The organism is Nocardia sp. NPDC051990 (assembly GCF_040680755.1).
GTDB lineage: Bacteria > Actinomycetota > Actinomycetes > Mycobacteriales > Mycobacteriaceae > Nocardia.
In genome coordinates this window covers 466,366-487,475 of the sequence record NZ_JBFAXH010000001.1, presented here as the reverse complement: position 1 = coordinate 487,475, position 21,110 = coordinate 466,366, and the positions used below count along the sequence as shown (strand labels likewise).

At 65.7% G+C, this 21,110-nt stretch carries 19 protein-coding genes and 1 tRNA gene; 11 read left to right on the top strand and 9 right to left on the bottom strand.

Annotated features, from left to right (window positions below; genetic code table 11):
- Nucleotides 1-156 precede the first annotated feature (156 nt).
- Nucleotides 157-1,074, bottom strand: a complete 918-nt coding sequence (locus tag AB0L63_RS02325) for a ribonuclease Z (RefSeq protein WP_364493380.1) — start codon at nt 1,072-1,074, stop codon at nt 157-159.
- On the bottom strand, nt 1,074-2,252 hold the full coding sequence (locus tag AB0L63_RS02320; protein ID WP_364493378.1) for an aminotransferase class V-fold PLP-dependent enzyme: 1,179 nt from the start codon (nt 2,250-2,252) through the stop codon (nt 1,074-1,076). The genes AB0L63_RS02325 and AB0L63_RS02320 overlap by 1 nt, the downstream gene beginning before the upstream one ends.
- 267 nt (nt 2,253-2,519) lie before the next feature.
- Here AB0L63_RS02320 and egtA point away from each other — a divergent pair, with 267 nt between their 5' ends.
- The 4 genes from egtA (at nt 2,520) to egtD (ending at nt 7,161) form a co-directional block, all read left to right on the top strand.
- Nucleotides 2,520-3,854, top strand: coding sequence for an ergothioneine biosynthesis glutamate--cysteine ligase EgtA (gene egtA / locus AB0L63_RS02315; RefSeq protein ID WP_364493376.1), 1,335 nt, complete (start codon nt 2,520-2,522; stop codon nt 3,852-3,854).
- A gap of 55 nt (nt 3,855-3,909) precedes the next feature.
- Entirely contained in the window at nt 3,910-5,250 is a 1,341-nt protein-coding gene (gene egtB / locus AB0L63_RS02310) for an ergothioneine biosynthesis protein EgtB (RefSeq protein WP_364493374.1), read from the top strand.
- A 109-nt stretch (nt 5,251-5,359) separates the two neighbouring features.
- Nucleotides 5,360-6,193 (top strand): ergothioneine biosynthesis protein EgtC, encoded by an 834-nt coding sequence (gene egtC, locus AB0L63_RS02305; RefSeq protein ID WP_364493372.1) that lies wholly within the window; start codon nt 5,360-5,362, stop codon nt 6,191-6,193.
- Nucleotides 6,190-7,161: an L-histidine N(alpha)-methyltransferase gene (egtD, locus tag AB0L63_RS02300; RefSeq protein WP_364493370.1), complete on the top strand. Its 972-nt coding sequence runs from the start codon at nt 6,190-6,192 to the stop codon at nt 7,159-7,161. Before egtC ends, egtD begins: the two co-directional genes overlap by 4 nt.
- A 24-nt stretch (nt 7,162-7,185) precedes the next feature.
- Here egtD and AB0L63_RS02295 read toward each other — a convergent pair whose 3' ends face one another.
- The 7 genes from AB0L63_RS02295 to AB0L63_RS02265 form a co-directional block, all read right to left on the bottom strand.
- Nucleotides 7,186-7,836 (bottom strand): DUF2461 domain-containing protein, encoded by a 651-nt coding sequence (locus AB0L63_RS02295; RefSeq protein ID WP_364493368.1) that lies wholly within the window; start codon nt 7,834-7,836, stop codon nt 7,186-7,188.
- Nucleotides 7,837-8,034: 198 nt separating this feature from the next.
- Nucleotides 8,035-8,706: a hypothetical protein gene (locus AB0L63_RS02290; protein WP_364493366.1), complete on the bottom strand. Its 672-nt coding sequence runs from the start codon at nt 8,704-8,706 to the stop codon at nt 8,035-8,037.
- Nucleotides 8,707-8,744: 38 nt separating this feature from the next.
- Nucleotides 8,745-9,005, bottom strand: a complete 261-nt coding sequence (locus AB0L63_RS02285) for a hypothetical protein (protein WP_364493364.1) — start codon at nt 9,003-9,005, stop codon at nt 8,745-8,747.
- A gap of 58 nt (nt 9,006-9,063) precedes the next feature.
- Nucleotides 9,064-9,285, bottom strand: coding sequence for a hypothetical protein (locus AB0L63_RS02280; protein WP_364493362.1), 222 nt, complete (start codon nt 9,283-9,285; stop codon nt 9,064-9,066).
- 147 nt (nt 9,286-9,432) lie between these two features.
- Nucleotides 9,433-10,413, bottom strand: a complete 981-nt coding sequence (locus AB0L63_RS02275) for a ribose-phosphate diphosphokinase (protein ID WP_364493360.1) — start codon at nt 10,411-10,413, stop codon at nt 9,433-9,435.
- A complete protein-coding gene (glmU, locus tag AB0L63_RS02270; RefSeq protein WP_364493358.1) occupies nt 10,410-11,900 on the bottom strand; it encodes a bifunctional UDP-N-acetylglucosamine diphosphorylase/glucosamine-1-phosphate N-acetyltransferase GlmU in 1,491 nt (496 codons plus the stop codon). Before glmU ends, AB0L63_RS02275 begins: the two co-directional genes overlap by 4 nt.
- Before the next feature lie 92 nt (nt 11,901-11,992).
- Nucleotides 11,993-12,063, bottom strand: a tRNA-Gln gene (locus tag AB0L63_RS02265).
- A gap of 406 nt (nt 12,064-12,469) precedes the next feature.
- On the opposite strand from AB0L63_RS02265, the gene AB0L63_RS02260 reads away from it, so the two are divergent.
- The 7 genes from AB0L63_RS02260 (at nt 12,470) to AB0L63_RS02230 (ending at nt 21,077) form a co-directional block, all read left to right on the top strand.
- The gene (locus tag AB0L63_RS02260) at nt 12,470-13,084 is read left to right on the top strand and encodes a TetR/AcrR family transcriptional regulator (RefSeq protein ID WP_364493991.1); all 615 of its coding nucleotides are present in this window, start codon (nt 12,470-12,472) and stop codon (nt 13,082-13,084) included.
- A 183-nt stretch (nt 13,085-13,267) separates the two neighbouring features.
- The gene (locus tag AB0L63_RS02255; RefSeq protein WP_364493356.1) at nt 13,268-13,915 is read left to right on the top strand and encodes a TetR/AcrR family transcriptional regulator; all 648 of its coding nucleotides are present in this window, start codon (nt 13,268-13,270) and stop codon (nt 13,913-13,915) included.
- Between the two features lie 216 nt (nt 13,916-14,131).
- Nucleotides 14,132-17,743 (top strand): transcription-repair coupling factor, encoded by a 3,612-nt coding sequence (gene mfd, locus AB0L63_RS02250; RefSeq protein ID WP_364493354.1) that lies wholly within the window; start codon nt 14,132-14,134, stop codon nt 17,741-17,743.
- A 173-nt stretch (nt 17,744-17,916) separates the two neighbouring features.
- Nucleotides 17,917-18,549 (top strand): MazG family protein, encoded by a 633-nt coding sequence (locus AB0L63_RS02245; protein ID WP_364493988.1) that lies wholly within the window; start codon nt 17,917-17,919, stop codon nt 18,547-18,549.
- Between the two features lie 161 nt (nt 18,550-18,710).
- Nucleotides 18,711-19,829: a glycerol dehydrogenase gene (locus AB0L63_RS02240; RefSeq protein WP_364493352.1), complete on the top strand. Its 1,119-nt coding sequence runs from the start codon at nt 18,711-18,713 to the stop codon at nt 19,827-19,829.
- A 182-nt stretch (nt 19,830-20,011) separates the two neighbouring features.
- Entirely contained in the window at nt 20,012-20,470 is a 459-nt protein-coding gene (locus AB0L63_RS02235) for a flavodoxin domain-containing protein (RefSeq protein ID WP_364493350.1), read from the top strand.
- A 121-nt stretch (nt 20,471-20,591) separates the two neighbouring features.
- Nucleotides 20,592-21,077, top strand: a complete 486-nt coding sequence (locus tag AB0L63_RS02230) for a hypothetical protein (RefSeq protein ID WP_364493348.1) — start codon at nt 20,592-20,594, stop codon at nt 21,075-21,077.
- Nucleotides 21,078-21,110: the final 33 nt, after the last annotated feature.

Below are 21,110 nucleotides of genomic sequence, written 5' to 3'. Positions count from 1 at the left end.
TCCTCGCCTGAGTCCTCGCACTGCGCCTGGCTGACAGCCACAGCGTTGTCGGGATCGTCTCAGCCGTATCGGCCGCGAATCCCGTAGCAGGTGTGGATCCTGGCAACGGGTGCGGATCCGGCTCGCGTGCGATCTGCCCGCCCGCGCCCCTTCGGGCTAACGGCGTTGCGGGAGTGGGATTCTCGCGAGATCGGTCGCGACCGCGATCTCGCCGGTGAAGTACGCGGACGCCTCGGCGCGGTGGTCGTCGAGATCGCGGTAGCGCTGGGAGAAGTGGGTCAGTACCAGCGTGTGCACGCCCGCCTCGGCGGCGACCCGGGCCGCTTGCCCGGCCGTGAGATGGCCGTATTCCTCGGCGAGGCGGGCGTCGGCATCCAGGAAGGTCGCCTCGATCACCAGCATGTCCACTCCCGAGGCTAGGGTCGATACGCCGGGGCAGAGGCGAGTGTCCATGACGAATGCGACGCTCTGGCCCGGCCGCGGCTCGCTGACCTCCGCCAGTGTGATTGTGCGCCCGTCGAATTCGATGTTGCCCGTACGCTGCAGTTGTCCGACCGCCGGGCCGTGCAGGCCGAATGCGGCGAGCCGCTCCGGCAGGATGCGCACACCGTTCGGTTCGGTGAGCCGGTAGCCGAAGGTGTCGACCGGATGCGATAGCGGGACCGCTTCGAGGACGAACGGTGCGTCGGGCGCATCCAGTGGACCTGGATCGGTGATCGGATGCGGCCGAAGCTCGACAGTTCGATAGAAGGAGCTGGCATTGCTCAGCCGATCGAAGAAGACCTCACCCGACGCGGGGTAGTACACGTCGACCGGATGGGCGACCTTGTCCAGATTGATCCGCTGGATGATGCCGGATAGTCCCAGACAGTGATCACCGTGGAAATGCGTCACCGCGATCCGGGTGATATCGGTGACCGATACGCCCGCGTAGGTCATCTGCCGCTGGGTACCCTCGCCTGGATCGAAGAGGATCCCCTCCTGGCCCCAGCGCAGTAGATACCCATTGTGGTTGCGCTGCTTGGTCGGAACCTGACTGGCGGTGCCGAGTACGACCAGTTCGCGAGGTGACATCAGAGCGTTGCGACCGCGTCGACGAACCGGTCCAGCTCCTCGAAACGAACGAAGCAGTGCGGCGAGGCGCGCACCACCGAATCCAGGCCACGGGCGGTCATATCCAGCAGCGTAGAGCTGGCATGGCTCGCCGTCACCGTAATATTCTGTGCCGCAAGGCGATCGCGCACCTCGACCGCGGATTTCCCTTCGACGGTGAACGAAACGATGCCGCTGTGCCGAATCCCGATGTCGCGCACGGTGACTCCGTCGATTTCCGGTAGTGACTTGCGCAGGTGTTCCGCGCGAGCCGCGATCGCGTCGTAGACGTCCTCGGGTCCGAGTTCGAGCAGATATCGCACGGCCGCACCGAGACCGAGTCGCGCCGCGACATCGCATTCCCAGAATTCGAATCGACTCGCGTCGGGGACGAGGGAATACTCCCGCGGGGCGGTCCACTGCGCGCCGTGCAGGTCCAGCCGCTGCGGCTCCATCGATGCGGCCAATTCCGGTCGCACATAAAGGAATCCGGTGCCGCGCGGCCCGCGCAGCCATTTGCGGCCGGTAACCGAGAGCGCGTCGACATCGAGTTCGGCCACATCGATCGGCAGCTGGCCGGCGGACTGGCAGGCATCGAGCAGCACCAGTGCGCCGACCGAATGTGCGATCGTAGTGGCGTCGACGGCGGGGTTGACCAGACCGCCATTGGTGGGGGCATGCAGCACCGACACCAACTTGACCCGTTCGTCGACCATATCGGCGAGTGCGTCGAGATCGAGCTGGCCGCTGCTGTCGCTGGGAATCTGTTCGACCACCGCACCGGTCGCCTTGGCCCGCTGCAGCGCGGCGATGGCATTGCTCGCGTAGTCGGTGCCGGAGATGAGGATGCGGTCGCCGGGCCCGAGCGGGACCGAATAGAAGAAGTCCGCCCATGCGCGGGTCGCGCTGTCGCTGAGCGCGATGCTGGTCGGATCGGCGTTGATGAGCCGACCGATATCGGTTTTCACTGCGGCGAGGTCGTCGAGTCGCTCGTTAGCCGCGCGGTAGCCGCCGATTTCGGCCTCGCGTCGCAGATGCGCCACAACGGTATCGACAACGACTCGGGGCGGTAACGAGGAGCCCGCACTGTCGAGGAAGACCAGGTCGGATCCGGAACCGTAGACCGGTGTGTCGGCACGTACGCGATTCTCATCGAGCATGGCCTCGACAGTATCGCCGAAATCGGCGCGTTGGGTCGTCGCACGAGTCGGCGCAGGTCCGGGCCATGGTGCGCGAGTCCCCCGCTGGGTACGACCACGAATTCAGACTCTTGTCACCTTTCTCGTCTGTGCTCCTCGCTACCCTGGTTTGGGTCGGCGCACTGGAATACGACCGGCATCCACGGCGATACAGAACTACCTGAACGACAACCGGCGGCGCATACGCAGCACAACTACGGTTACCCGGTTCACATGGTGGAGGTTGGTATGGCAGTCACGCTCGAACACCCCGAGCGGGCTATCGCGCCCGCAGGCGGCGAACTGTCCTCACGCGCCGCGGCCGAGGCCTATCTCGAAAAAATCTGCTTCAAGCTGGGACCACCGACGCTCATCGGCGCCGAACTGGAATGGCTCACCGTGCAGGGTGAGTGTTCGTCGTCCGGCCCATCGGCCGCCCCCCGCCCGCAACTGGCTGCATTCGCAGATGCGCTCGGACCCTATGCACCGCGGTCCATCGCCCCCGATTCACCGGCACTTCCGTTGCCAGGGGGCAGCCGGGTCACCATCGAACCCGGCGGTCAGATCGAACTCTCCAGCGCCCCGTTCGCCGCTGCCGCGCAGTTGTGCGAGGGCTTGCGCACCGATGCTCGGATGCTGCGGGACCTGCTCGAATCCCGATCCATCCGCCCCGTCTCCGCCGCCGCCGACGCGGACCGCCGCGCCAAGCGGGTCCTACGGTTACCGCGCTATCGCGCCATGGAACAGTCCTTCGGCGGTATCGGCCCCTTCGGCAAATTGATGATGTGCAATACCGCCGCGACGCAGGTCAGCGTCGATGCCGGTGCGGACCGTGCCGAGGTCACCGCCCGGTGGAATGCGCTGTACACGATCGGCCCCGCGCTAGTAGCCGCCTTCGCGTGCTCACCCGAATTACACGGCGCCCCGGTGGGTGCGTGGGCATCGCAGCGCATGCGCACCTGGCTGCGTCTCGACCACGCGCGCACCCGTCCCGCGGTGGAGTCCTGGCCGGACCCGGTCGCCGGGTATGCGCGTTGGGCCCTGGATGTCCCGCTGCTGTGCATCCGTCGCCCCCATGGCATATCCGGCAATGGCAGCGATATCGGCTGGTCTGCGCCGCCGGAGGCGACCTTCGCGGACTGGTTGTCCGGTGCGCTGGACGACGAGATCGGCCGGCGTCCCGTTATCGGCGATCTCGACTATCACCTGACCACGCTGTTCCCACCGGTACGGGCGTCCGGACATCTCGAGGTCCGCTATCTGGACGCTCAGCCCGATAACGACTGGACCGTCCCGATCCACGTCGTCGACGCCCTGCTCTCGTCTGCGGTGGTCATCGCCGAGGCGACGGCGCTCGCCACACCACTCGCGGGCCGTTGGCTCGACGCGGCGCGCTGCGGGTTGGCTGATCCGGAGATCCGTGACGTCGCGGTCGAGTTACTGACCCTGGCCGCGGCCCATGCGGCGAGTCCAGCGGCGGCCCGTGAGATCGAATCCGCCGCCGAGCGCTGTCGCTGTGGTCGCACCCCGACCGATGAACTCGCTTCGCCCCGTGCGGCGGATCAGCCCGAGGACCAACCGTGACCGTGGTCCCGCAACCGCGCGTCGCCGACCAGACCGAGTTCGGGAGATACCCATCGTGACCATTCAGTACCCCGCAACGGATAATTCCGGCACCGAACAATTGCGTGACCGGATCGCCGAAGTGCTCACCCGCGCAAGGGATCGCACCACCGGCCTCACCACCCTCGATGAAGCCGAGCTGGTCGCCCAGCATTCGCGACTGATGAGCCCGCTCGTCTGGGATCTCGCCCATATCGGCAATCAGGAAGAACTCTGGCTGGTGCGCGATGTCGGCCGACGCGAAGCGGTGCGCGCCGATATCGATGAGCTGTACGACGCGTTCAAAAACGCTCGCGCCAATCGCCCGGAACTGCCGCTGCTCAACCCCACCCAGGCTCGTGACTATGTCGGCACCGTGCGCGATCAGGTGTGGGATGTGTTGGAAACCAGTGCCTTACATGGTAATCCGCTGGTCGACGGCGGCTTCGCGTTCGGCATGATCGCCCAGCACGAGCAGCAGCACGACGAAACCATGCTCGCCACCCATCAATTGCGCACCGGCCCTGCCGTGCTGTCCGCGCCCGCCGCGCCCTCGGCGGCGACTCTGGTCGGTGGCGAAGTCGTCATTCCCGCAGGCGAATTCACCATGGGCACCTCGACCGACCCATGGGCACTGGACAACGAACGCCCGGCACATCCGGTGCACGTATCCGCCTTCGCCATCGACGTCGCACCGATCACCAATGCGCAATACCTGGCCTTCATCGCCGACGGCGGCTACGAGCGGCCCGAGCTGTGGTCCGAACGCGGTTGGGCGCACCGGCAGGAGGCGGGCCTGGTAGCGCCGCAGTTCTGGGAGTGCGATCCGGCCGGGCGCTGGTGGCGTCGGGTATTCGGCGTGATGACGCCGGTGCGCCCGCAGCAGCCGGTGGTGCACGTCTGCTGGTTCGAGGCCGAGGCCTACGCCAACTGGGTTGGTAAGCGCCTGCCCACCGAGGCCGAATGGGAGAAGGCGGCGCGCTTCGATCCGCAGACCGGCACTTCCCGCCGCTACCCATGGGGCGATACCGAACCCGATTCCGCCACCGCGAATCTCAGCCAGCGGCATCTGGAACCCGCCGAGGTCGGTGCGTACCCGGCCGGTGCCTCGCCGGCCGGTGTGCACCAGCTCATCGGCGATGTATGGGAATGGACCGCATCGGGTTTCGAGGCGTATCCGGGCTTCCGCGCCTTCCCGTACGCCGAATACTCCGATGTCTTCTTCGGCGGCGACTACCGCGTCCTGCGCGGCGGTTCCTTCGGCACCGATCCGGTCGCCTGCCGCGGCACCTTCCGCAACTGGGACCACCCCATCCGCCGCCAGATCTTCGCCGGCTTCCGCCTGGCCCGCGACCTGCGAGAAGGCGAGGGCGAGTGAGGGGCTCGATGATGGCCGCGCCGATCCCGAGCGGCGGGCAGTCGGCCGCGTCGTCACCACGGCCGACCGGCGCTCCAGTCCGGCGTGTGCTGGTGGGAGGTGAGCGCTGATGTGTCGTCAACTCGGTTACGTCGGTCCGCCGGTGCGGGTGGGCGACATGTTGACGCTCGGTTCGCATTCCCTGCGGACCCAGGCGTGGGCACCCAAGGATATGCGCGGGGGCGGGACGATCAATGCGGACGGTTTCGGGGTGGCCTGGTGGCGTGACGACGATGGCGTGACCGTCAGCCGGTATCGCAATTCGGCACCCATTTGGACCGATCCCGCCGTGGAAGAGGTTCTGCCGCAACTGCAGTCGTGGGCGGTATTGGCGGCGGTTCGCTCAGCCACCGTGGGCATGCCGGTCGAGCGGACTGCTTGTGCGCCGTTCACGCATGGTCGGTGGGCATTCAGCCATAACGGTGTGGTGCCCGATTGGCGGCGGGCGCTCAGCGCGGTCGCCGAAGAATTCGGCTGCACCGCAACCGAACTCGGCGCGGGTCAGTTGTTCGACCCGATGCAGTTGCTGGAGGCCGAATCCGCGACTGATGCGGCGATGCTCTGGGTGATCCTGCGCAGTCTGCTCTCGACCGATACGCCCGATGGTTCCTGGGCGGCGGCACCGGCGGCTTTGAGTCTGCTGGTCGCGGCCGTACTGGCTCAATCCCCGGGCGCCCGACTGAATTTCCTGCTCGGTGATGGCAAGCAGTTGTGGGCGACCACCGTCTACCACTCGCTGTCCGCTCTGGTCACCGATGATTTCGCCATCCTGTCCTCGGAACCCTTCGACGACGATCCGCGCTGGCGGTCGATTCCGGATCGACAGCTGGTCAGCGCCCGCCCCGGCGCGCTGTCCGTCACACCGCTACTCGACGTTCCAAGCACGAAAGGCTCGCTCCTATGACTGCACCGACGCTGGAGATCCACCTATCCGATGACGACCTCACCTCGGCGTTGCGCGCGGATGCCAGGCTCGGCCTCACCGCGGACCCGAAGTGGTTGCCACCCAAGTGGTTCTACGACGCGCGCGGCAGTGAACTGTTCGAGCAGATCACCGAACTCCCCGAGTACTACCCGACCCGTACCGAACGCGCGTTGCTGGAGCGGGTCGTCGGCGGGATGGCCCGGACCGCACAGGCCGAGGTCCTGGTCGAACTCGGCTCGGGCTCGGCCGCCAAGACCCGGCTGCTGCTATCGGCACTGAGCACCGAGGGACCACTGAAAACCTATGTTCCGCAGGATGTCTCGTCCTCCGCGCTGCGGGCCGCCGCCGCGGAGATCGCGGCCGAATTTCCCGGCCTCGCGGTGCACGGTGTGGTCAGCGATTTCACCGACACCCTGCATAATCTGCCGGGCGGCGGCCGACGCATGATCGCCTTCCTCGGCGGCACCATCGGCAACCTCGTTCCCGCCGAACGGGCCGAATTCCTGTCCAGCATCCACGAGGTGCTCGAGCCGGGCGAGCGGCTACTGCTCGGTGCGGGCCTGGTCACCGATCCCGCCGCACTGGTACCCGCCTACGACGACGCGGCCGGTGTCACCGCCGAATTCAACCGAAATGTATTGCATGTGTTGAACAGTCGCCTCGACGCCGATTTCCAACCGGACAAGTTCGACCACGTCGCCATCTGGGATACCGAACACGAGTGGATCGAAATGCACCTGGCGGCCACCGAGGATATGACCGTGACGGTCCGCGAACTGGACCTCACCGTCCAGTTCGCCCGCGGCGAGCAGATGCGCACCGAAATCTCCGCCAAATTCCGCATCGACGGCCTGGATGCCGAACTGGCCGCCGCCGGATTCAAGACCGAACAGATCTGGACCGATCCGGACGACCGCTTCGCCCTCGTGCTCGCCGCCCGCGGCTGAGCCTACCCACCCCAGCTGCCACCCCTAGGTTCGAGCGGGTGCACCACTGACCACTGCGCCCAGCCATTCGATGAAAGGCCGCATCGCCTCCCAGGCGGTGCGGACCTCCTTGGCGGCGCGGGGCTTGTCCAACCAGGCCGGTGCGCCGTATTCCTTACTGCAGGTCAGCGATTTGTGCCGGAGCAGATCGATGCGTGGATGGTCGGCGTCATATCCCTTCGGCTTGGTCTTCAACTGCTCGCCGCCGATGGTGAATCCGTCCGCGCTGAGCTCGGCCAGAATCGCCGCCAGCTCTGCGCCGCGGACCTCGTCATCGATGGTGGCGCGCAACTGGGCGATCTGGGCGGGGGAGCCCGCGTAGAATCCGCCGCCGACGAAGAGTCCGGCCGCGCTGATCTGCACATACCAGCCCGTACCCGGGGCCACGCTGACCACCGCGCCCTGCGCGGTCTTGTATGGCACCTTGTCCTTGGAGAAGCGCACGTCCCGGTACGGGCGGAAAATCTTGGCAGTCCCGAAATCCGCCTCCAACTCCGTGGTCAGCGCGACCATCGGCGCCTTGACCGACTCCTCGTAGACATCCTTGTGCGCCATCCAGAAGGCCTTCGAGTTATCGGCTTCCAAATCCTCGTAGAAGTCCAATCCCGCGAGTGGGAACCCACCGAATCGACTCATGGCCGCGCCTCGCTCCCATCATTCATGGGCACAACCCTACGACGCGTGATCCCAACGCGGCGATGGCTGGGCGATCGGCCGCCGCGGTGATGCGAATTCCGTCGGCGATAGCCGTACTTGGGAATTCTCGTGTGGCGCCATGGCAACGTGGCGGAACTGGCACGGCCGGCGAACCGGCCCTGATCGCCACCGGGTGGGTCAGTCGGAGTCCGGGACCAGGCTGCCGCTGAAGACGGCGTAGACGAGGATGAGTCCGACGATCAGGGAGATCGCCGAGGCGATGGCGGCCCATTTGCCCAGGGATTCGCCTTTTCGGTGGCCGATGATGCCCAGGATGATGCCGACCGGGCCGAATAGGTAGGGGCAGAACAGTAAAGAGATGCCCGCGCAGACGAAGCCGATGATCGACAGCGTTTGGGCGCCCGATTGCGGTCCCGGTGGGGTGTATGGCTGCGGGGTGTAGGTGGGGTAGCCGCCGTACGTGGGTTCCGGTGCGGTGTCGTTGATCGGCGGATAGACCGTGCCCGGCTGGTCCTGGTCGTACCGTGCCGATGGGTCATCCCACAGCTCCGGACGTGCCCACTCCGGTGGGACTCCGAAAGCCGGCGCGGAGTCACCCGGAGCCGCGCTCGATGGCCGCGGTTGTCCGCCGAGATCGGGTGCGGTCTCGGCGGCGTCTCGCTGGGTCGGTGTCTGCGCGCCCGGCTTTGCGGAGGAATCCGGGGCGTCGGGCTCGACGGCGTGTGATTCCCACGGTCCGCTGGAAGCCGGTGCGGCCCAAGCCGTACCCGAGGGTTCGAGCGGCTCGGATTCGCCGACCGGTTTCTCGGGCGACGCATCGCCTTGCTCGGGCTGCTGCGGAGTGGTCATCGAACTCTCCTCGTGTCTCCGGTCGGCGGGGAGGCAGGCTATAGGTCCATATCGGCGACGATCTCCATCGCGGCGACCTCGGCGGGCCGCTCGTCCTCATCGGCGAGCGCGGCCGCCTGACGATGCGGGGTCCACTCCTGTTCGAGTTCTTCGCCGATGCCGAGTCGGCCGTCATCCTCGTTCTCCCGATAGCCTATGCACAGGTCATCGGGCGGATCCTCGACATTGCGCCGGTATGCGCGGATCTCGTCTTCCTGCCTGTCGTCCCCCATGTCCAGGTCAAGCGGGTCACGGTCCATACCCCCAGTATCCCCCTCGATATCGCAGGCACACGGGATCCGAGGCATGCGAACCGGGTCAGCTGAAGGCCCCGAGGAAGCCGATGAAGGCGATGACCAGGATGACCGCGATCGCCAGTACCGCGCCATTGGCGATGACCGCCCATTTGCCGAGCGATTCACCTTTGTTGTGGCTGATGATGCCGAGGACGATGCCCGCCGGTCCGGTGATCACAATGGGCAATCCGCAGAATACGCCCCGACAAGGCAATGGCGGCCCGAACAGTGTCCGAGCCGCCATTTTACAAACTTCCCACGTAATGCCTGATTTCGTGAGCACATGGGTAACTCACCGGGCACATCCAGAACTCAGCCACTCACCCGACGCAGAACCTGAACGCAGGCCGCGTGGCTCCCAACTTGTATGGCCTGATATCCGGGGCGGCGGTCAAGCGTTGCCGTTGAAAAGTCCGGTGACCGAACCGTTCTCGAAGACCTCGCGGATCGTGCGGGCCAGCAGCGGCGCGATCGACAGCACAGTCAGCTGCGGGAACTTCTTCTCCTCGCTGATCGGCAGCGTATTGGTGACCACGACCTCCTTGGCGCCACAGGTAGCAAGGCGCTCGGCCGCCGGATCGCTGAGCACGCCGTGCGTCGCCGCGATGACCACATCACCGGCACCCGCCGCCTTGAGGACCTTGACCGCGCCCGCGATGGTGCCACCGGTGTCGATCATGTCGTCGATCAGGATGCAGGTGCGGCCCTCGACCTCACCGACCACGCGGTTGGCTTTGATCTGATTCGGCACCAGCGGGTCGCGAGTCTTGTGGATGAAGGCCAGCGGCGAGCCGCCGAGCGAATCGGCCCACTTCTCCGCGACGCGCACCCGGCCGGAATCGGGGGAGACCACCGTGATGTGCTCGAGGCTGTAGTTGTTGCGCACGTACTCGGCCAGCTGCAGCTGCGCGTGCATGTGATCGACCGGGCCGTCGAAGAAGCCCTGGATCTGATCGGTGTGCAGGTCGACGGTGATGATGCGGTCCGCACCCGCGGTCTTGAGCAGGTCGGCGACCAGGCGGGCGGAAATGGGCTCACGGCCGCGGTGCTTCTTGTCCTGCCGGGCATACGGGTAGAACGGCAGCACCGCGGTGATCCGCTTGGCCGACCCGCGCTTGAGCGCGTCGATCATGATGAGCTGTTCCATCAGCCACTCGTTCAGCGGAGCCGGAAAGCTCTGCAGCACAAAGGCATCCGAGCCGCGCACGGATTCCTCGAACCGGACGAAGATCTCGCCGTTGGCGAAGTCGCGCGCGGTCTGCGGGGTGACGTGGACGTCGAGTTCCTTGGCCACCTGCTCGGCCAGCTCAGGATGAGCGCGTCCCGAGAAGAGCATGAGGTTCTTCTGGTTGTCGATCCATGACGCGGTCACTGCTGTTTGCCATCCTTTTGCTCGATTGCCTGACCCGACATCTCTTTGGCCGCGATGGCTTCCGCCGCCGCCCGTGCCGCATCCGTCCCCGGACGGTAACGCTGCACCCAGCCCTCAATGTTTTTCTGTGGCCCACCTGAAACCGCGAGTGCCCCCGGCGGAACGTTCCTACGCAGCACAGTACCCGCCGCCGTATACGCGCCGTCACCCACTGTCACCGGTGCGACGAACATGGTGTCGCTGCCGGTCCGCACATGTGAGCCCACGACGGTGTGATGCTTTTTCACCCCGTCGTAATTGACGAAAACGCTGGAGGCGCCGATGTTGCTGTGCTCACCGATGGTGGCATCGCCGACATAAGTGAGGTGCGGCACTTTGGAGTGCGCGCCGATCGATGCGTTCTTGGTTTCGACGAATGCGCCGAGCTTCCCGGAATCACCGACAACGGTGCCGGGGCGCAGATAGCTGAACGGCCCGATGTTCGCACCGGGACCGATCACGGCCTGATCACCGTGGGCGCGAACTACGTGCGCGCCCTCGCCGACGATGACATCGGTGAGCGTGGAATCCGGTCCGATCACCGCGTCCTCACCGATGACGGTGCCGCCGAGCAACTGCACACCCGGCCGGATTTCGGCGTCTCTGGCGATCTTCACACTCGCGTCCACCCAGGTGGTCGCGGGATCGATGATCGTGACCCCGGCACGCATATGCCGTTCGAGGATGTAGCGGTTGAGGGTGCGCGCGGCCACCGACATCTGCACCCGGTCGTTCACGCCGGTGACCTTGGCCGAGTCGAGCAGGCGTGCGCCGTGCACGGGATGTCCGGCCTCGCGAGCCAGCCGCAGCACATCGGTCAGGTACAACTCGTGCTGGGCATTGGCGGTGGACAGACGTCCGATCATGGTGCGCAGTACGGTCGCGTCGAAGGCGTAGACACCCGAGTTGACCTCGGTGATCGCCGACTGCACCGGGGACGTGTCGGCATGTTCGACGATTTCGATGACCTGGCCGTCGGCATTGCGGACGATGCGGCCGTAGCCGTTCGGGTCGTCCGGTTCGAAGGTCAGCACCGTGACGGCGGAGCGTTCGCCATAGCTGCGATGCTCGTCGAGCAGCGCGGACAGAGTGTGCCCGTCGAGTAGCGGCACATCCGCGGAGGTGACCAGCAGGTCACCGGTGAAATCCTCGGGAACCGCCGCCAGCGCGCACTGCACCGCGTGGCCGGTTCCGAGCTGTTGTTCCTGGATGGCGGTGGTGATGTCGCGGCCGAGGTCGGAGGCGACGGCGGCGACCGCGGCGCCGACTTGTTCCCGATCGTGTCCTACCACGGTGATGAGGAACGCGGGGTCGATCTCGTTGGCCGCATGCAGCGCGTGCGCGAGCATGCTTCGACCGGCCAGCGAATGCAGCACTTTAGGAGTCTTCGACCGCATTCGCGTCCCGGCACCGGCTGCGAGAACGACGACGGCGGTCTGCTGTGGCATGGATCTCCCTCGGCTGCCTGTCATCGTGCTTGGCTGTCGTCGTGCTTGTTCAGCGGTGTGCGCGGCCAACAATAAGCCATCGTGCCGATGTGCTCCGCCGCCAGGACTCGAACCTGAACTATCTGAACCAAAATCAGAGGTGCTGCCATTACACTACGGCGGATTGTCACACCGGCGGATCTGGAAACCCGCCACTGCGCCAGCGGCACGGCATGAATCCTCGCATGAAGACCTCCGGTTAGTCGAACTGCTTCACCGAATTAGTGCGTACCCGTCGCCGCGCTCTGTCCGCCCCGGTCGCGTCATCTGGGCGAATGCTCCCCCGACTCCCCGGAACTTTTGCCGGTCGTTGATGCTCCGACCGTTTCCGTCGGCCAGGTAGGGGCTGGATTCTGGGCGCACCCGACGAGTTACCCAGGTGCGTGCGAGATCGGTTGTCGTCCTGGGAGCCGGGGGTGACGGCACGGGAGCCAGAGCTGTCTGGAACAGTTGGGGCCGACGACTATTGGCATGCGCGAGGAGGCGGGACGGTGTCTTCGAGTGAGCCGCCCAAGGTGTCCCGACCGCGGATGACGGGAACCCAGCGGCGGCAGCAGTTGATCGAGATCGGTCGCGCATTGTTCGCCGAGCGGGGTTACGACGCGACCTCGATCGAGGAGATCGCGCAGCGTGCCCAGGTCTCCAAACCCGTGGTGTACGAACACTTCGGTGGCAAGGAGGGACTCTACGCCGTGGTCGTGGACCGCGAAATGTCGATGCTGCTGGACATGATCACCTCCTCGCTCACCCGGAACCGGTCCAGGATCCGGCTCGAACAGGTCGCGCTCGCACTGCTGACCTATATCGAGGAACGCACCGACGGATTCCGAATCCTGGTGCGCGACCAGCCCGCAGCTACTGCTGAGGGCCGTTATTCCAGCCTGCTCAACGAGGCCACCAACCAGGTCGCGCATATTCTCGGCGGGGATTTCGAGCGGCGCGGTTTCGATACCAGTCTGACCGGTTTGTACGCGCAGGCATTGGTCGGCATGGTCTCGACGGCCGCGACCTGGTGGCTGGACGAGCGCGAACCGTCGAAAGAGGTTGTGGCGGCGCATCTGGTGAACCTGTGCTGGAACGGACTCAGCCATTTGGAAGCCGACCCGCAGCTGAGCTCGGAATGGCGCGCTGGCACGGAGGACTGAGCGCACATTGGTAGCCAGTAAATTGCGCGGTATGCCCGTCCGAATGCTCGAATTCGCTGGCGGGCGCTCGCCTGGTGGTACGGTTCACCCATCCTCAGGGTGCTGTTCGGGCGGTAAGTCGGTCTACTTCGGGATGTCGGTCTACTTCAGGATGGCTGGTTTTAAGGATGACAGGCGGATCTGATGGCTAGGCAAGCGCGCGCGGAGATCACCCGCGATTCCGTCCTGGCGGGCGCAGCCGATGTCTTTCTGCGCTTGGGATATGCGAATGCGAGCCTGAGCGAGATCATCGCGCAGTCGAACGTGACCAAGGGCGCCTTGTACTTTCACTTCGGTTCGAAGGAAGAGCTGGCGCGCGCCGTGGTCGACCAGGGTAATGAGCGCCTGGTCAGTTCGTGCCAGGGTTTCTTCGACCCGAGAGTGCCCGCGCTCGAGGCATGCATCGGGATCACCTATGTCGTCGCGGACCTATCCATGAACGATCCGATGGTCGGCGCGATGCTCAAGTTGACCCATCAGATCGGCGACTACCGCGGCGCCCAGGGCGACAATATCGCCAAGACCTGGGGCGATACCTATCGCGTACTGTCCGAGCGGGCCATTGCCCAGGGCGACCTCGAGGCCGATCTGGACGCGGAGGTGATCGGCCTGTTGTTGCAGGAAATGACCGCGGGGGTGCACATCACAGCCGTCGGCACCGATTCGATCGATCAGATGGCAGCCCGGATGGAACGCGCCTGGTACTTCCTCTTGCCGGCCATCGTCCCCCCGGAGAAGCTCTCCTACTTCCGCGAATTCGCCGCCCGTCGCCTACGCCGCTACGTCCCGTAAACGTGTCATAGCGCGTTGGTAGGTTGTGACGTGTCGACTGATTTCGTGAGCACGTGGGTAACTCGTCGGGTATGCCCAGAACTCGACCTCCCGCTCGACCGCCGGCCCGCTACGATTGTGTCGTGGCACCCAACGACCGGCAAAAGGCTCGGCAGGCGGGGGAGCTTAGACTCGGTTGGCCGATCAAAAAACCCCGTCTGAGCTCAGGAGCGTTCGATGTCCACCCACCGCCCACCTCTTGCCGGACTGGCCGCGGTGGCCGGGGCCGATTCGGCCCTGCGGACAGTTGCCGACCTGGTCGGGAAGTCGCCGGTCGAGTTGGTCGGGCCGTCGGCGGTGCGGCCGTTCGTCGCGGCGACGATCGCGGCCCTGCGGCCGCTGGTAGTGGTGACGGCGACCGGGCGGGAAGCCGATGATCTGACGGTCGAGCTCGGGGAAATCCTCGGTGCGGCGGTCGCGCAGTTCCCGTCCTGGGAGACGCTGCCGCATGAGCGGCTGTCGCCGGGGGCCGACACCGTGGGGCGCAGGCTCGAGGTGCTGCGGCGACTGGCGCATCCAGAGGATTCGGTATTCCCGGAACCGCTGCGGGTCGTGGTGACGACCGTTCGCTCCCTGATGCAGCCGATGGCCGCGAGCCTCGGTGATATCGAACCGATTGTGCTGCGCGTCGGTGCGGAGTTCGATTTCGACGAATTGCTCCTGCGCCTGATCGAATTCGCCTACACCCGTGTCGATATGGTCGGTAAGCGCGGTGAGTTCGCGGTGCGCGGCGGCATCCTCGATCTGTTCCCGCCGACCGCGGATCACCCGGTGCGCGTGGAGTTCTGGGGCGACGAGGTAACCGAGCTGCGGCCCTTCGCGGTCGCCGACCAGCGTTCGCTGACCGATGTGACGCTGGATGTGGTCGTCGCGCCGCCGTGTCGAGAACTGTTGCTCACCACGGCCGTTCGTGCGCGCGCCGCGGAGGTCGCGGTGGCGAATGCCGCCGATGCGGCGCTGGTCGAGATGTTGGAGAAACTGGCCGAGGGCATTCCGGTCGAGGGTATGGAGGCCCTGCTGCCGGTGCTGCAGCCCGGCGAATTGCGGCTGCTCACCGAGGCTTTGCCGGACGGAACCCAGCTGCTGCTGTGTGATCCGGAGAAGATCCGCACGCGCGCGGCCGATTTGGTGCGCACCGGTGCGGAATTCCTGGAGGCGTCGTGGACCGCGGCCTCGTTCGGCGGTGCTGCGCCGCTGGGCGGGCACGGACTCGATCTGGCCGCCTCCGGCTACCGCGCGCTGCCCGAAATCCACGACAGCGCAAACGCGCTCGGTCTGCCCTGGTGGACTCTGAGCCCGCTGACCTCCGGTGATCCCGCCGAGGTCGTGCTGCCGGTGTCGGCCGGTCCGGCGGCGCGCGGTTCCGATGAGCTGGTGGCGACGATCTTCGCGTCACTGCGCGCGCATGTGCTGACCGGTGGGCGTGCCGTCGTGGTCGTCGCGGGTCACGGTACGGCGCAACGGATTCTGGAACGGCTCTCGGATGCGGACGTGCCCGCGGCGCCCTTGGCGTCGGGTGCCGAGCCGACGGCCGGACTGGTCGGTGTGCTGTGCGGTTCGCTGCACGACGGATTGGTCTTCGATGACGCCGGTCTGGTTGTCGTCGCCGAATCCGACCTCACCGGCAATCGGGTCACGGCACCGGCGGAGGGAAAGCGGCTACCGGCCAAGCGCCGCAACCAAGTCGACCCGCTGGCGCTGACCGCCGGCGATATGGTGGTGCACGATCAGCACGGCATCGGCCGGTTCGTGGAGATGATCGAGCGCACCGTCGGCGGGGCGCGGCGGGAATACCTGGTCATCGAATATGCGCCTGGGAAACGCGGTCAGCCCGGTGACCGGCTGTTCGTGCCGATGGAATCGCTGGATCAGCTCTCGCGCTATGTCGGCGGCGAGATGCCGAGCCTGTCCAAGCTCGGCGGTTCCGACTGGGCGAATACGAAACGCAAGGCGCGCAAGGCGGTTCGCGAGATCGCCGGTGAGCTGGTTCAGCTGTACGCGGCACGGCAGGCCGCACCCGGACATGCGTTCGGTGCGGACAGCCCGTGGCAGAAGGAGATGGAGGACGCGTTCGCGTTCACCGAGACCGTCGACCAGATGACCGCCATCGCCGAGGTGAAGGCCGATATGGAGAAGGCGGTCCCGATGGACCGCGTGGTCTGTGGTGATGTCGGCTACGGCAAGACCGAGATCGCTGTGCGTGCCGCGTTCAAAGCGGTGCAGGACGGGAAGCAGGTCGTCGTGCTGGTGCCGACAACGCTGCTTGCGCAACAGCATCTGCAGACCTTCACCGAACGGGTCGCCGGATTTCCGGTGACGGTGAAGGGGCTGTCGCGCTTCACCGATCCGGCCGAATCCCGCGCCGTGCTGGAGGGAATGGTCGATGGTGCCGTCGATATCGTGGTCGGCACGCACCGGCTGCTGCAGACGGGCGTGCGGTGGAAGGACCTCGGCCTGGTCATCGTCGACGAGGAACAGCGTTTCGGTGTCGAGCACAAGGAACACATCAAGGCGCTGCGCACGCACGTCGATGTTTTGACCATGTCCGCGACGCCGATTCCGCGCACCCTGGAAATGAGTCTGGCGGGCATTCGCGAGATGTCGACCATCCTCACGCCGCCGGAGGAACGGCATCCGGTGCTCACTTATGTCGGCGGGTACAACGATAAGCAGGTCACCGCGGCCATTCGGCGTGAGCTGCTGCGCGACGGCCAGGTCTTCTACGTGCACAACCGGGTGTCGTCGATCGATAAGGCGGCCAAGCGGATTCGCGATCTGGTGCCCGAGGCGCGGGTGGTGGTCGCACACGGTCAGATGAACGAGGACATGCTCGAAAAGACCGTGCAGGGGTTCTGGGAGCGCGAATTCGATGTGCTGGTCTGTACCACCATTATCGAGACCGGGCTCGATATCTCCAATGCGAATACGTTGATCGTGGAACGCGCCGATGCCCTCGGTCTTTCGCAGCTGCACCAGTTGCGCGGGCGCGTCGGTCGCAGTCGTGAGCGCGGATATGCCTACTTCCTCTATCCACCGGAGAAACCGCTCACCGAGACGGCCTACGACCGGCTCGCCACCATTTCGCAGAATTCGGATCTCGGCGCGGGTATGGCGGTGGCCATGAAGGACCTCGAAATCCGCGGTGCCGGAAATGTGCTGGGTGCGGAGCAGTCCGGGCATGTGGCCGGAGTCGGCTTCGACCTGTATGTGCGGTTGGTCGGTGAGGCGGTGGAGGCGTATCGGGCCGCCGCCGACGGTAAGCCGATTACGACCGAGGAGATCAAGGAGGTTCGCATCGACCTCCCGGTGGACGCGCACATACCGCCCGACTACATCACCAGTGATCGGCTTCGACTGGAGGCCTATCGTAAACTCGCTGCGGCGCAAGATGATCCGGCGGTGGAGTCCGTTGTCGAGGAACTCGTCGACCGATACGGGCCGCTGCCCGTCGAGGTCGGCAGGTTGGTGTCGGTGGCGAAACTGCGCCTGCTGGCTCGCGAATACGATGTCACCGAAATCGCGGTCACCGGAACCACATTGAAGGTTTCGCCGATGAGCCTGCCCGATTCCAAGCAGATGCGGTTGAAGCGGCTGTACCCGAGCGCGGGTTATCGCGCGGCAAGTGGTGTTGTGCAATTGCCGCTGCCTCGGGTGGAGGACAGCGTCGGTGCGGACCGGGTGCGCGACCTGGTCCTGTTGCAATTCGTTGCCGACCTTTTGCTGCAATTGGATGGCAAGCCGAAGGGTTTCGTCGAATTGCGCGTCGCCACCGAGGCAACCGTTCGATGAACTCCAACCGCGAGGAAGCAGTCCTGCGTGCGGCCCGCCATGCCGCCGCGGCGGTGGGTCCGGCGAACGACACCGGTCACCGCGAGTCCGAGCCGGTCATCGGTACCGACTCGGATTCCGGACGCACCGATACCGCTGTGGTGGCGGCCGGTTTGGCCGGAGCGGTCGAAGTGATGGATCGCCTCTGGAACTTCGGCGGCTGGGAAGTAACCCAAACCCACGATTCGCTGCGCCCCTACCTGCTCGAGGAAACCTACGAACTCCTCGACGCCATTCAGCACAACGATGCCGAAACCATCAAGGAGGAACTGGGCGACCTGCTGCTGCAGGTGCTGTTCCACTCCCGAATCGCCCAGGCCGCAGGCGAATTCACAGTCGATGATGTCGCCGCCGCCCTGGTTGCTAAACTCGTCAATCGCAGCCCCCACCTCGCCGACGAGCCCATCGACCCGTCGGCCACCGTCGCGGAAAAGATCGCCGCCCAGGAAAAAGCCTGGGAGGAGCGTAAATCCGCGGAAAAGTCGCGCCGCTCCTGCCTCGACGGTATAGCCATGGCCCAACCCGCCCTCGCCCTGGCCGAGAAAATCCGCTCCCGCAGCCTCAAAGCGGGCCTGCCCGAAGACCTGATCCCCGACGCCCTGCGCACCGTCCACCTGGGCGGCGAGGACAGCGCGGAAGAACGCCTCCGCAAGGCCACCTTGTCCTTCGCGTCGAAAATCCGCGCCACCGAGGACGCCGCCGAAGCCACCCGCGGCGAGCGCACCGCACTATTACCCGCCGATTGGCGCATGTACTGGCCGCGGTAGCCGGGAGTCAGGCAAGCCCCTCGGTATCGAGGGTGCCGATGCGATAGGTCTGATGGCTCAGCCAGAGCCAGCACAGGCGCGTAGCGTTTGCGATACGGAGTCGGCTGTCGGGCGTCGGTCGGGTGGGCGAATCGGCGGTGCCCGGGATCGGGAGGTGGCAGATGCTGAGTGTGTTTTCTTCGCCGGGGCATTATGTGCAGGGGCGGGATGCGACCGCGGCGCTCGGGGCGGAGATGACGCGGCTGGGGATCGGGGGGCCGGTGTTGATCGTGGCCGGGGCCAGTGCGTATCGGTTGTTGGCGCAGACGTGGCGGGAGTCGCTGACCGAGGCGAAGATCGAGTATTCGGTCCATCGGTCCGGGGGCGAATGCAGTCGGGCCGAGATCGCGCGAGTGACGGCGGCTGTGCTGGAGAGCGAGAGCACGGTGGTGTTGGGGGCCGGTGGCGGCAAGGTGATCGATACGGCGCGGGCGGTGGCCGATGATCTGGAGCTGCCGATGATCAGCTGCCCGACGACCGCGTCCAGTGATGCGCCATGCAGTGCGTTGTCGGTGATCTACACCGACGCCGGGGAATTCGAGTCCTATCAGCTCGTTCGGCGGAATCCGGCACTGGTGCTGGTCGATACCTCCGCTGTCGCGCAGGCTCCGGCGCGGCTGCTCACCGCTGGGATGGGCGACGCGCTCGCGACCTGGTTCGAGGCGCGGACCTGTAGTGCCGCGCGGGTCCGGAATATGCGCGGCGGTGCCTCCACCCGCAGCGCCACCGCATTGGCCGAACTCTGCTACCGCACCCTGCTCGCCGACGGAACCCACGCCCTCGCCGCGGTTCGCAACCACACCGTCACCCCGGCCCTCGAACGCATTGTCGAGGCCAACACTCTGCTCTCCGGCCTCGGCTTCGAATCCTCCGGCCTCGCCGCCGCTCACGCCATCCACAACGGCCTGACCGCCGCCCCGCAAACGCACCCGTACCTGCACGGCGAAAAGGTTGCCTTCGGCGTCCTCACCCAGTTGGTACTGGAAGGCGCTCCCACCGAAGAGATTTCAACTGTCCTCGAGTTCTGCACGTCGGTCGGCTTGCCGACCACCTTCGCCGCACTCGGCCTGGCCGACGCTGACAATCGAACCCTGGCCGCCATCGCCGACCGCGCCACCGCCCCCGGCGAAACCATTCACAACGAACCCTTCATCGTCGACACCCGCATGGCCCTCGACGCCCTCCGTGCCGCTGACGCCCTCGGTGTCAGCGGCGACAAAGCTGCCCCTGACCGGGCGTAATGACGCCGAACGTACCCACCCGCAAGCATGTCGTCTTTCGATGAGATGGCCCGGACGCTGGTGGGGCCTCTGGGCATGACCTTCGGGGCGTTGTGCCGAAGACATTCCGGAGACCGACCAATCGACTGCAAATTAAGGTAGCCTTACCTTGCTTGACTTTGTTGGGTGAGAGGAGTCGGGAAGTGCGGGTAGTCGTTCTGTTCGGCTCGGAGATGGGCACCGCCGAGGCGGTCGCGGAGTGCGTGGCCGATGAGCTGTCGGCCCATGACGTCTCGGTCCACGACATGACCGACTTCGATATCGACGACCTGGACATCGATGCCTTCCACATCATTGTCTGCTCGACCTACGGTGACGGTGAACTGCCGACCGGCGCCGAACCCTTCTTCGACGCACTCGAGGCCGGTAAACCCGATCTGACCGGGCTGACCTTCGCGGTCTTCGGCCTCGGCGATTCGGTCTACGGCGATACCTTCAACCGTGGCGGGGAGATCGCCGCCGAATTGCTCACGGCTCGCGGCGCCACTCAGATCGGCGAGCACGGACGCCATGACGCGTCAAGCGAGATCCGCGTCAAGGATATGGCGCGCGACTGGGCCAGGGCTCTGCCCTGCACCAGCGACGCCGTATCGGTGTCCTGAGAGGTGCCTGTGAGCACTTCGGACAAAGGTCGCAGCGCCAGCGAACAAGCGCCACAGGACCTTAGACTTGCAGGCAACGTGGCACAGCCCGCCGCGTTGCAGCGATCAAGAGGTGACGAACATGGCAGCCGGAGCGAGCCCCGTGCAACGTCAAGACCACGCGACTTCCGATCATCCCGAACTGGACGTACTCCCGGAATGGCCGCAGGAAACGATCGCGGTGCTGGTCACCACCGATCCAGCGCCGCATGCGATTCCGGTGTCCTGGCCGGTGCGCGCCGGTGATCGGCGGATTCTGCTCAGCCTGAAATTCGATCGCGGCTCGCTGGCCCGCTTACGGGAACGGCCCGATGTCGCACTGCTTATTCTCGGCGGTGGCAATGTCGCGCTGTGCGCGCGGGGGCAGGCACGGGTCGTCGCCGAGGAAATGCCCAGTGCGACAGACTATGTCGCGGTGCAGATCGATGTGGATGTCATCGATGACCACCGACAGTCGGCCTTCGCGGTAGCACACGGAATCGAGCGCACCGTACTCGACTCGAGTGAGTTGCATGCGCTCGAAGGGCGTGTGCAGACCTTGCGTGCCTGGGCCGATATCCAGAACTGAACCGGCACAACCCTGTCCGGTACAGAGTAATAA

Excerpts from the sequence above, each read along its gene's own strand:
- AB0L63_RS02280 (WP_364493362.1), bottom strand. The coding sequence starts at position 9,285 with ATGGCGGCTCGGACACTGTTCGGGCCGCCATTGCCTTGTCGGGGCGTA.
- egtD (WP_364493370.1), top strand. The coding sequence starts at position 6,190 with ATGACTGCACCGACGCTGGAGATCCACCTATCCGATGACGACCTCACC.
- egtA (WP_364493376.1), top strand. The coding sequence starts at position 2,520 with ATGGCAGTCACGCTCGAACACCCCGAGCGGGCTATCGCGCCCGCAGGC.
- AB0L63_RS02260 (WP_364493991.1), top strand. The coding sequence starts at position 12,470 with ATGACGGGAACCCAGCGGCGGCAGCAGTTGATCGAGATCGGTCGCGCA.
- AB0L63_RS02285 (WP_364493364.1), bottom strand. The coding sequence starts at position 9,005 with ATGGACCGTGACCCGCTTGACCTGGACATGGGGGACGACAGGCAGGAA.
- AB0L63_RS02320 (WP_364493378.1), bottom strand. The coding sequence starts at position 2,252 with ATGCTCGATGAGAATCGCGTACGTGCCGACACACCGGTCTACGGTTCC.
- AB0L63_RS02290 (WP_364493366.1), bottom strand. The coding sequence starts at position 8,706 with ATGACCACTCCGCAGCAGCCCGAGCAAGGCGATGCGTCGCCCGAGAAA.
- AB0L63_RS02245 (WP_364493988.1), top strand. The coding sequence starts at position 17,917 with ATGGATCGCCTCTGGAACTTCGGCGGCTGGGAAGTAACCCAAACCCAC.
- AB0L63_RS02230 (WP_364493348.1), top strand. The coding sequence starts at position 20,592 with ATGGCAGCCGGAGCGAGCCCCGTGCAACGTCAAGACCACGCGACTTCC.
- AB0L63_RS02295 (WP_364493368.1), bottom strand. The coding sequence starts at position 7,836 with ATGAGTCGATTCGGTGGGTTCCCACTCGCGGGATTGGACTTCTACGAG.
- AB0L63_RS02325 (WP_364493380.1), bottom strand. The coding sequence starts at position 1,074 with ATGTCACCTCGCGAACTGGTCGTACTCGGCACCGCCAGTCAGGTTCCG.
- mfd (WP_364493354.1), top strand. The coding sequence starts at position 14,132 with ATGTCCACCCACCGCCCACCTCTTGCCGGACTGGCCGCGGTGGCCGGG.
- AB0L63_RS02240 (WP_364493352.1), top strand. The coding sequence starts at position 18,711 with ATGCTGAGTGTGTTTTCTTCGCCGGGGCATTATGTGCAGGGGCGGGAT.
- glmU (WP_364493358.1), bottom strand. The coding sequence starts at position 11,900 with ATGCCACAGCAGACCGCCGTCGTCGTTCTCGCAGCCGGTGCCGGGACG.
- AB0L63_RS02255 (WP_364493356.1), top strand. The coding sequence starts at position 13,268 with ATGGCTAGGCAAGCGCGCGCGGAGATCACCCGCGATTCCGTCCTGGCG.
- egtC (WP_364493372.1), top strand. The coding sequence starts at position 5,360 with ATGTGTCGTCAACTCGGTTACGTCGGTCCGCCGGTGCGGGTGGGCGAC.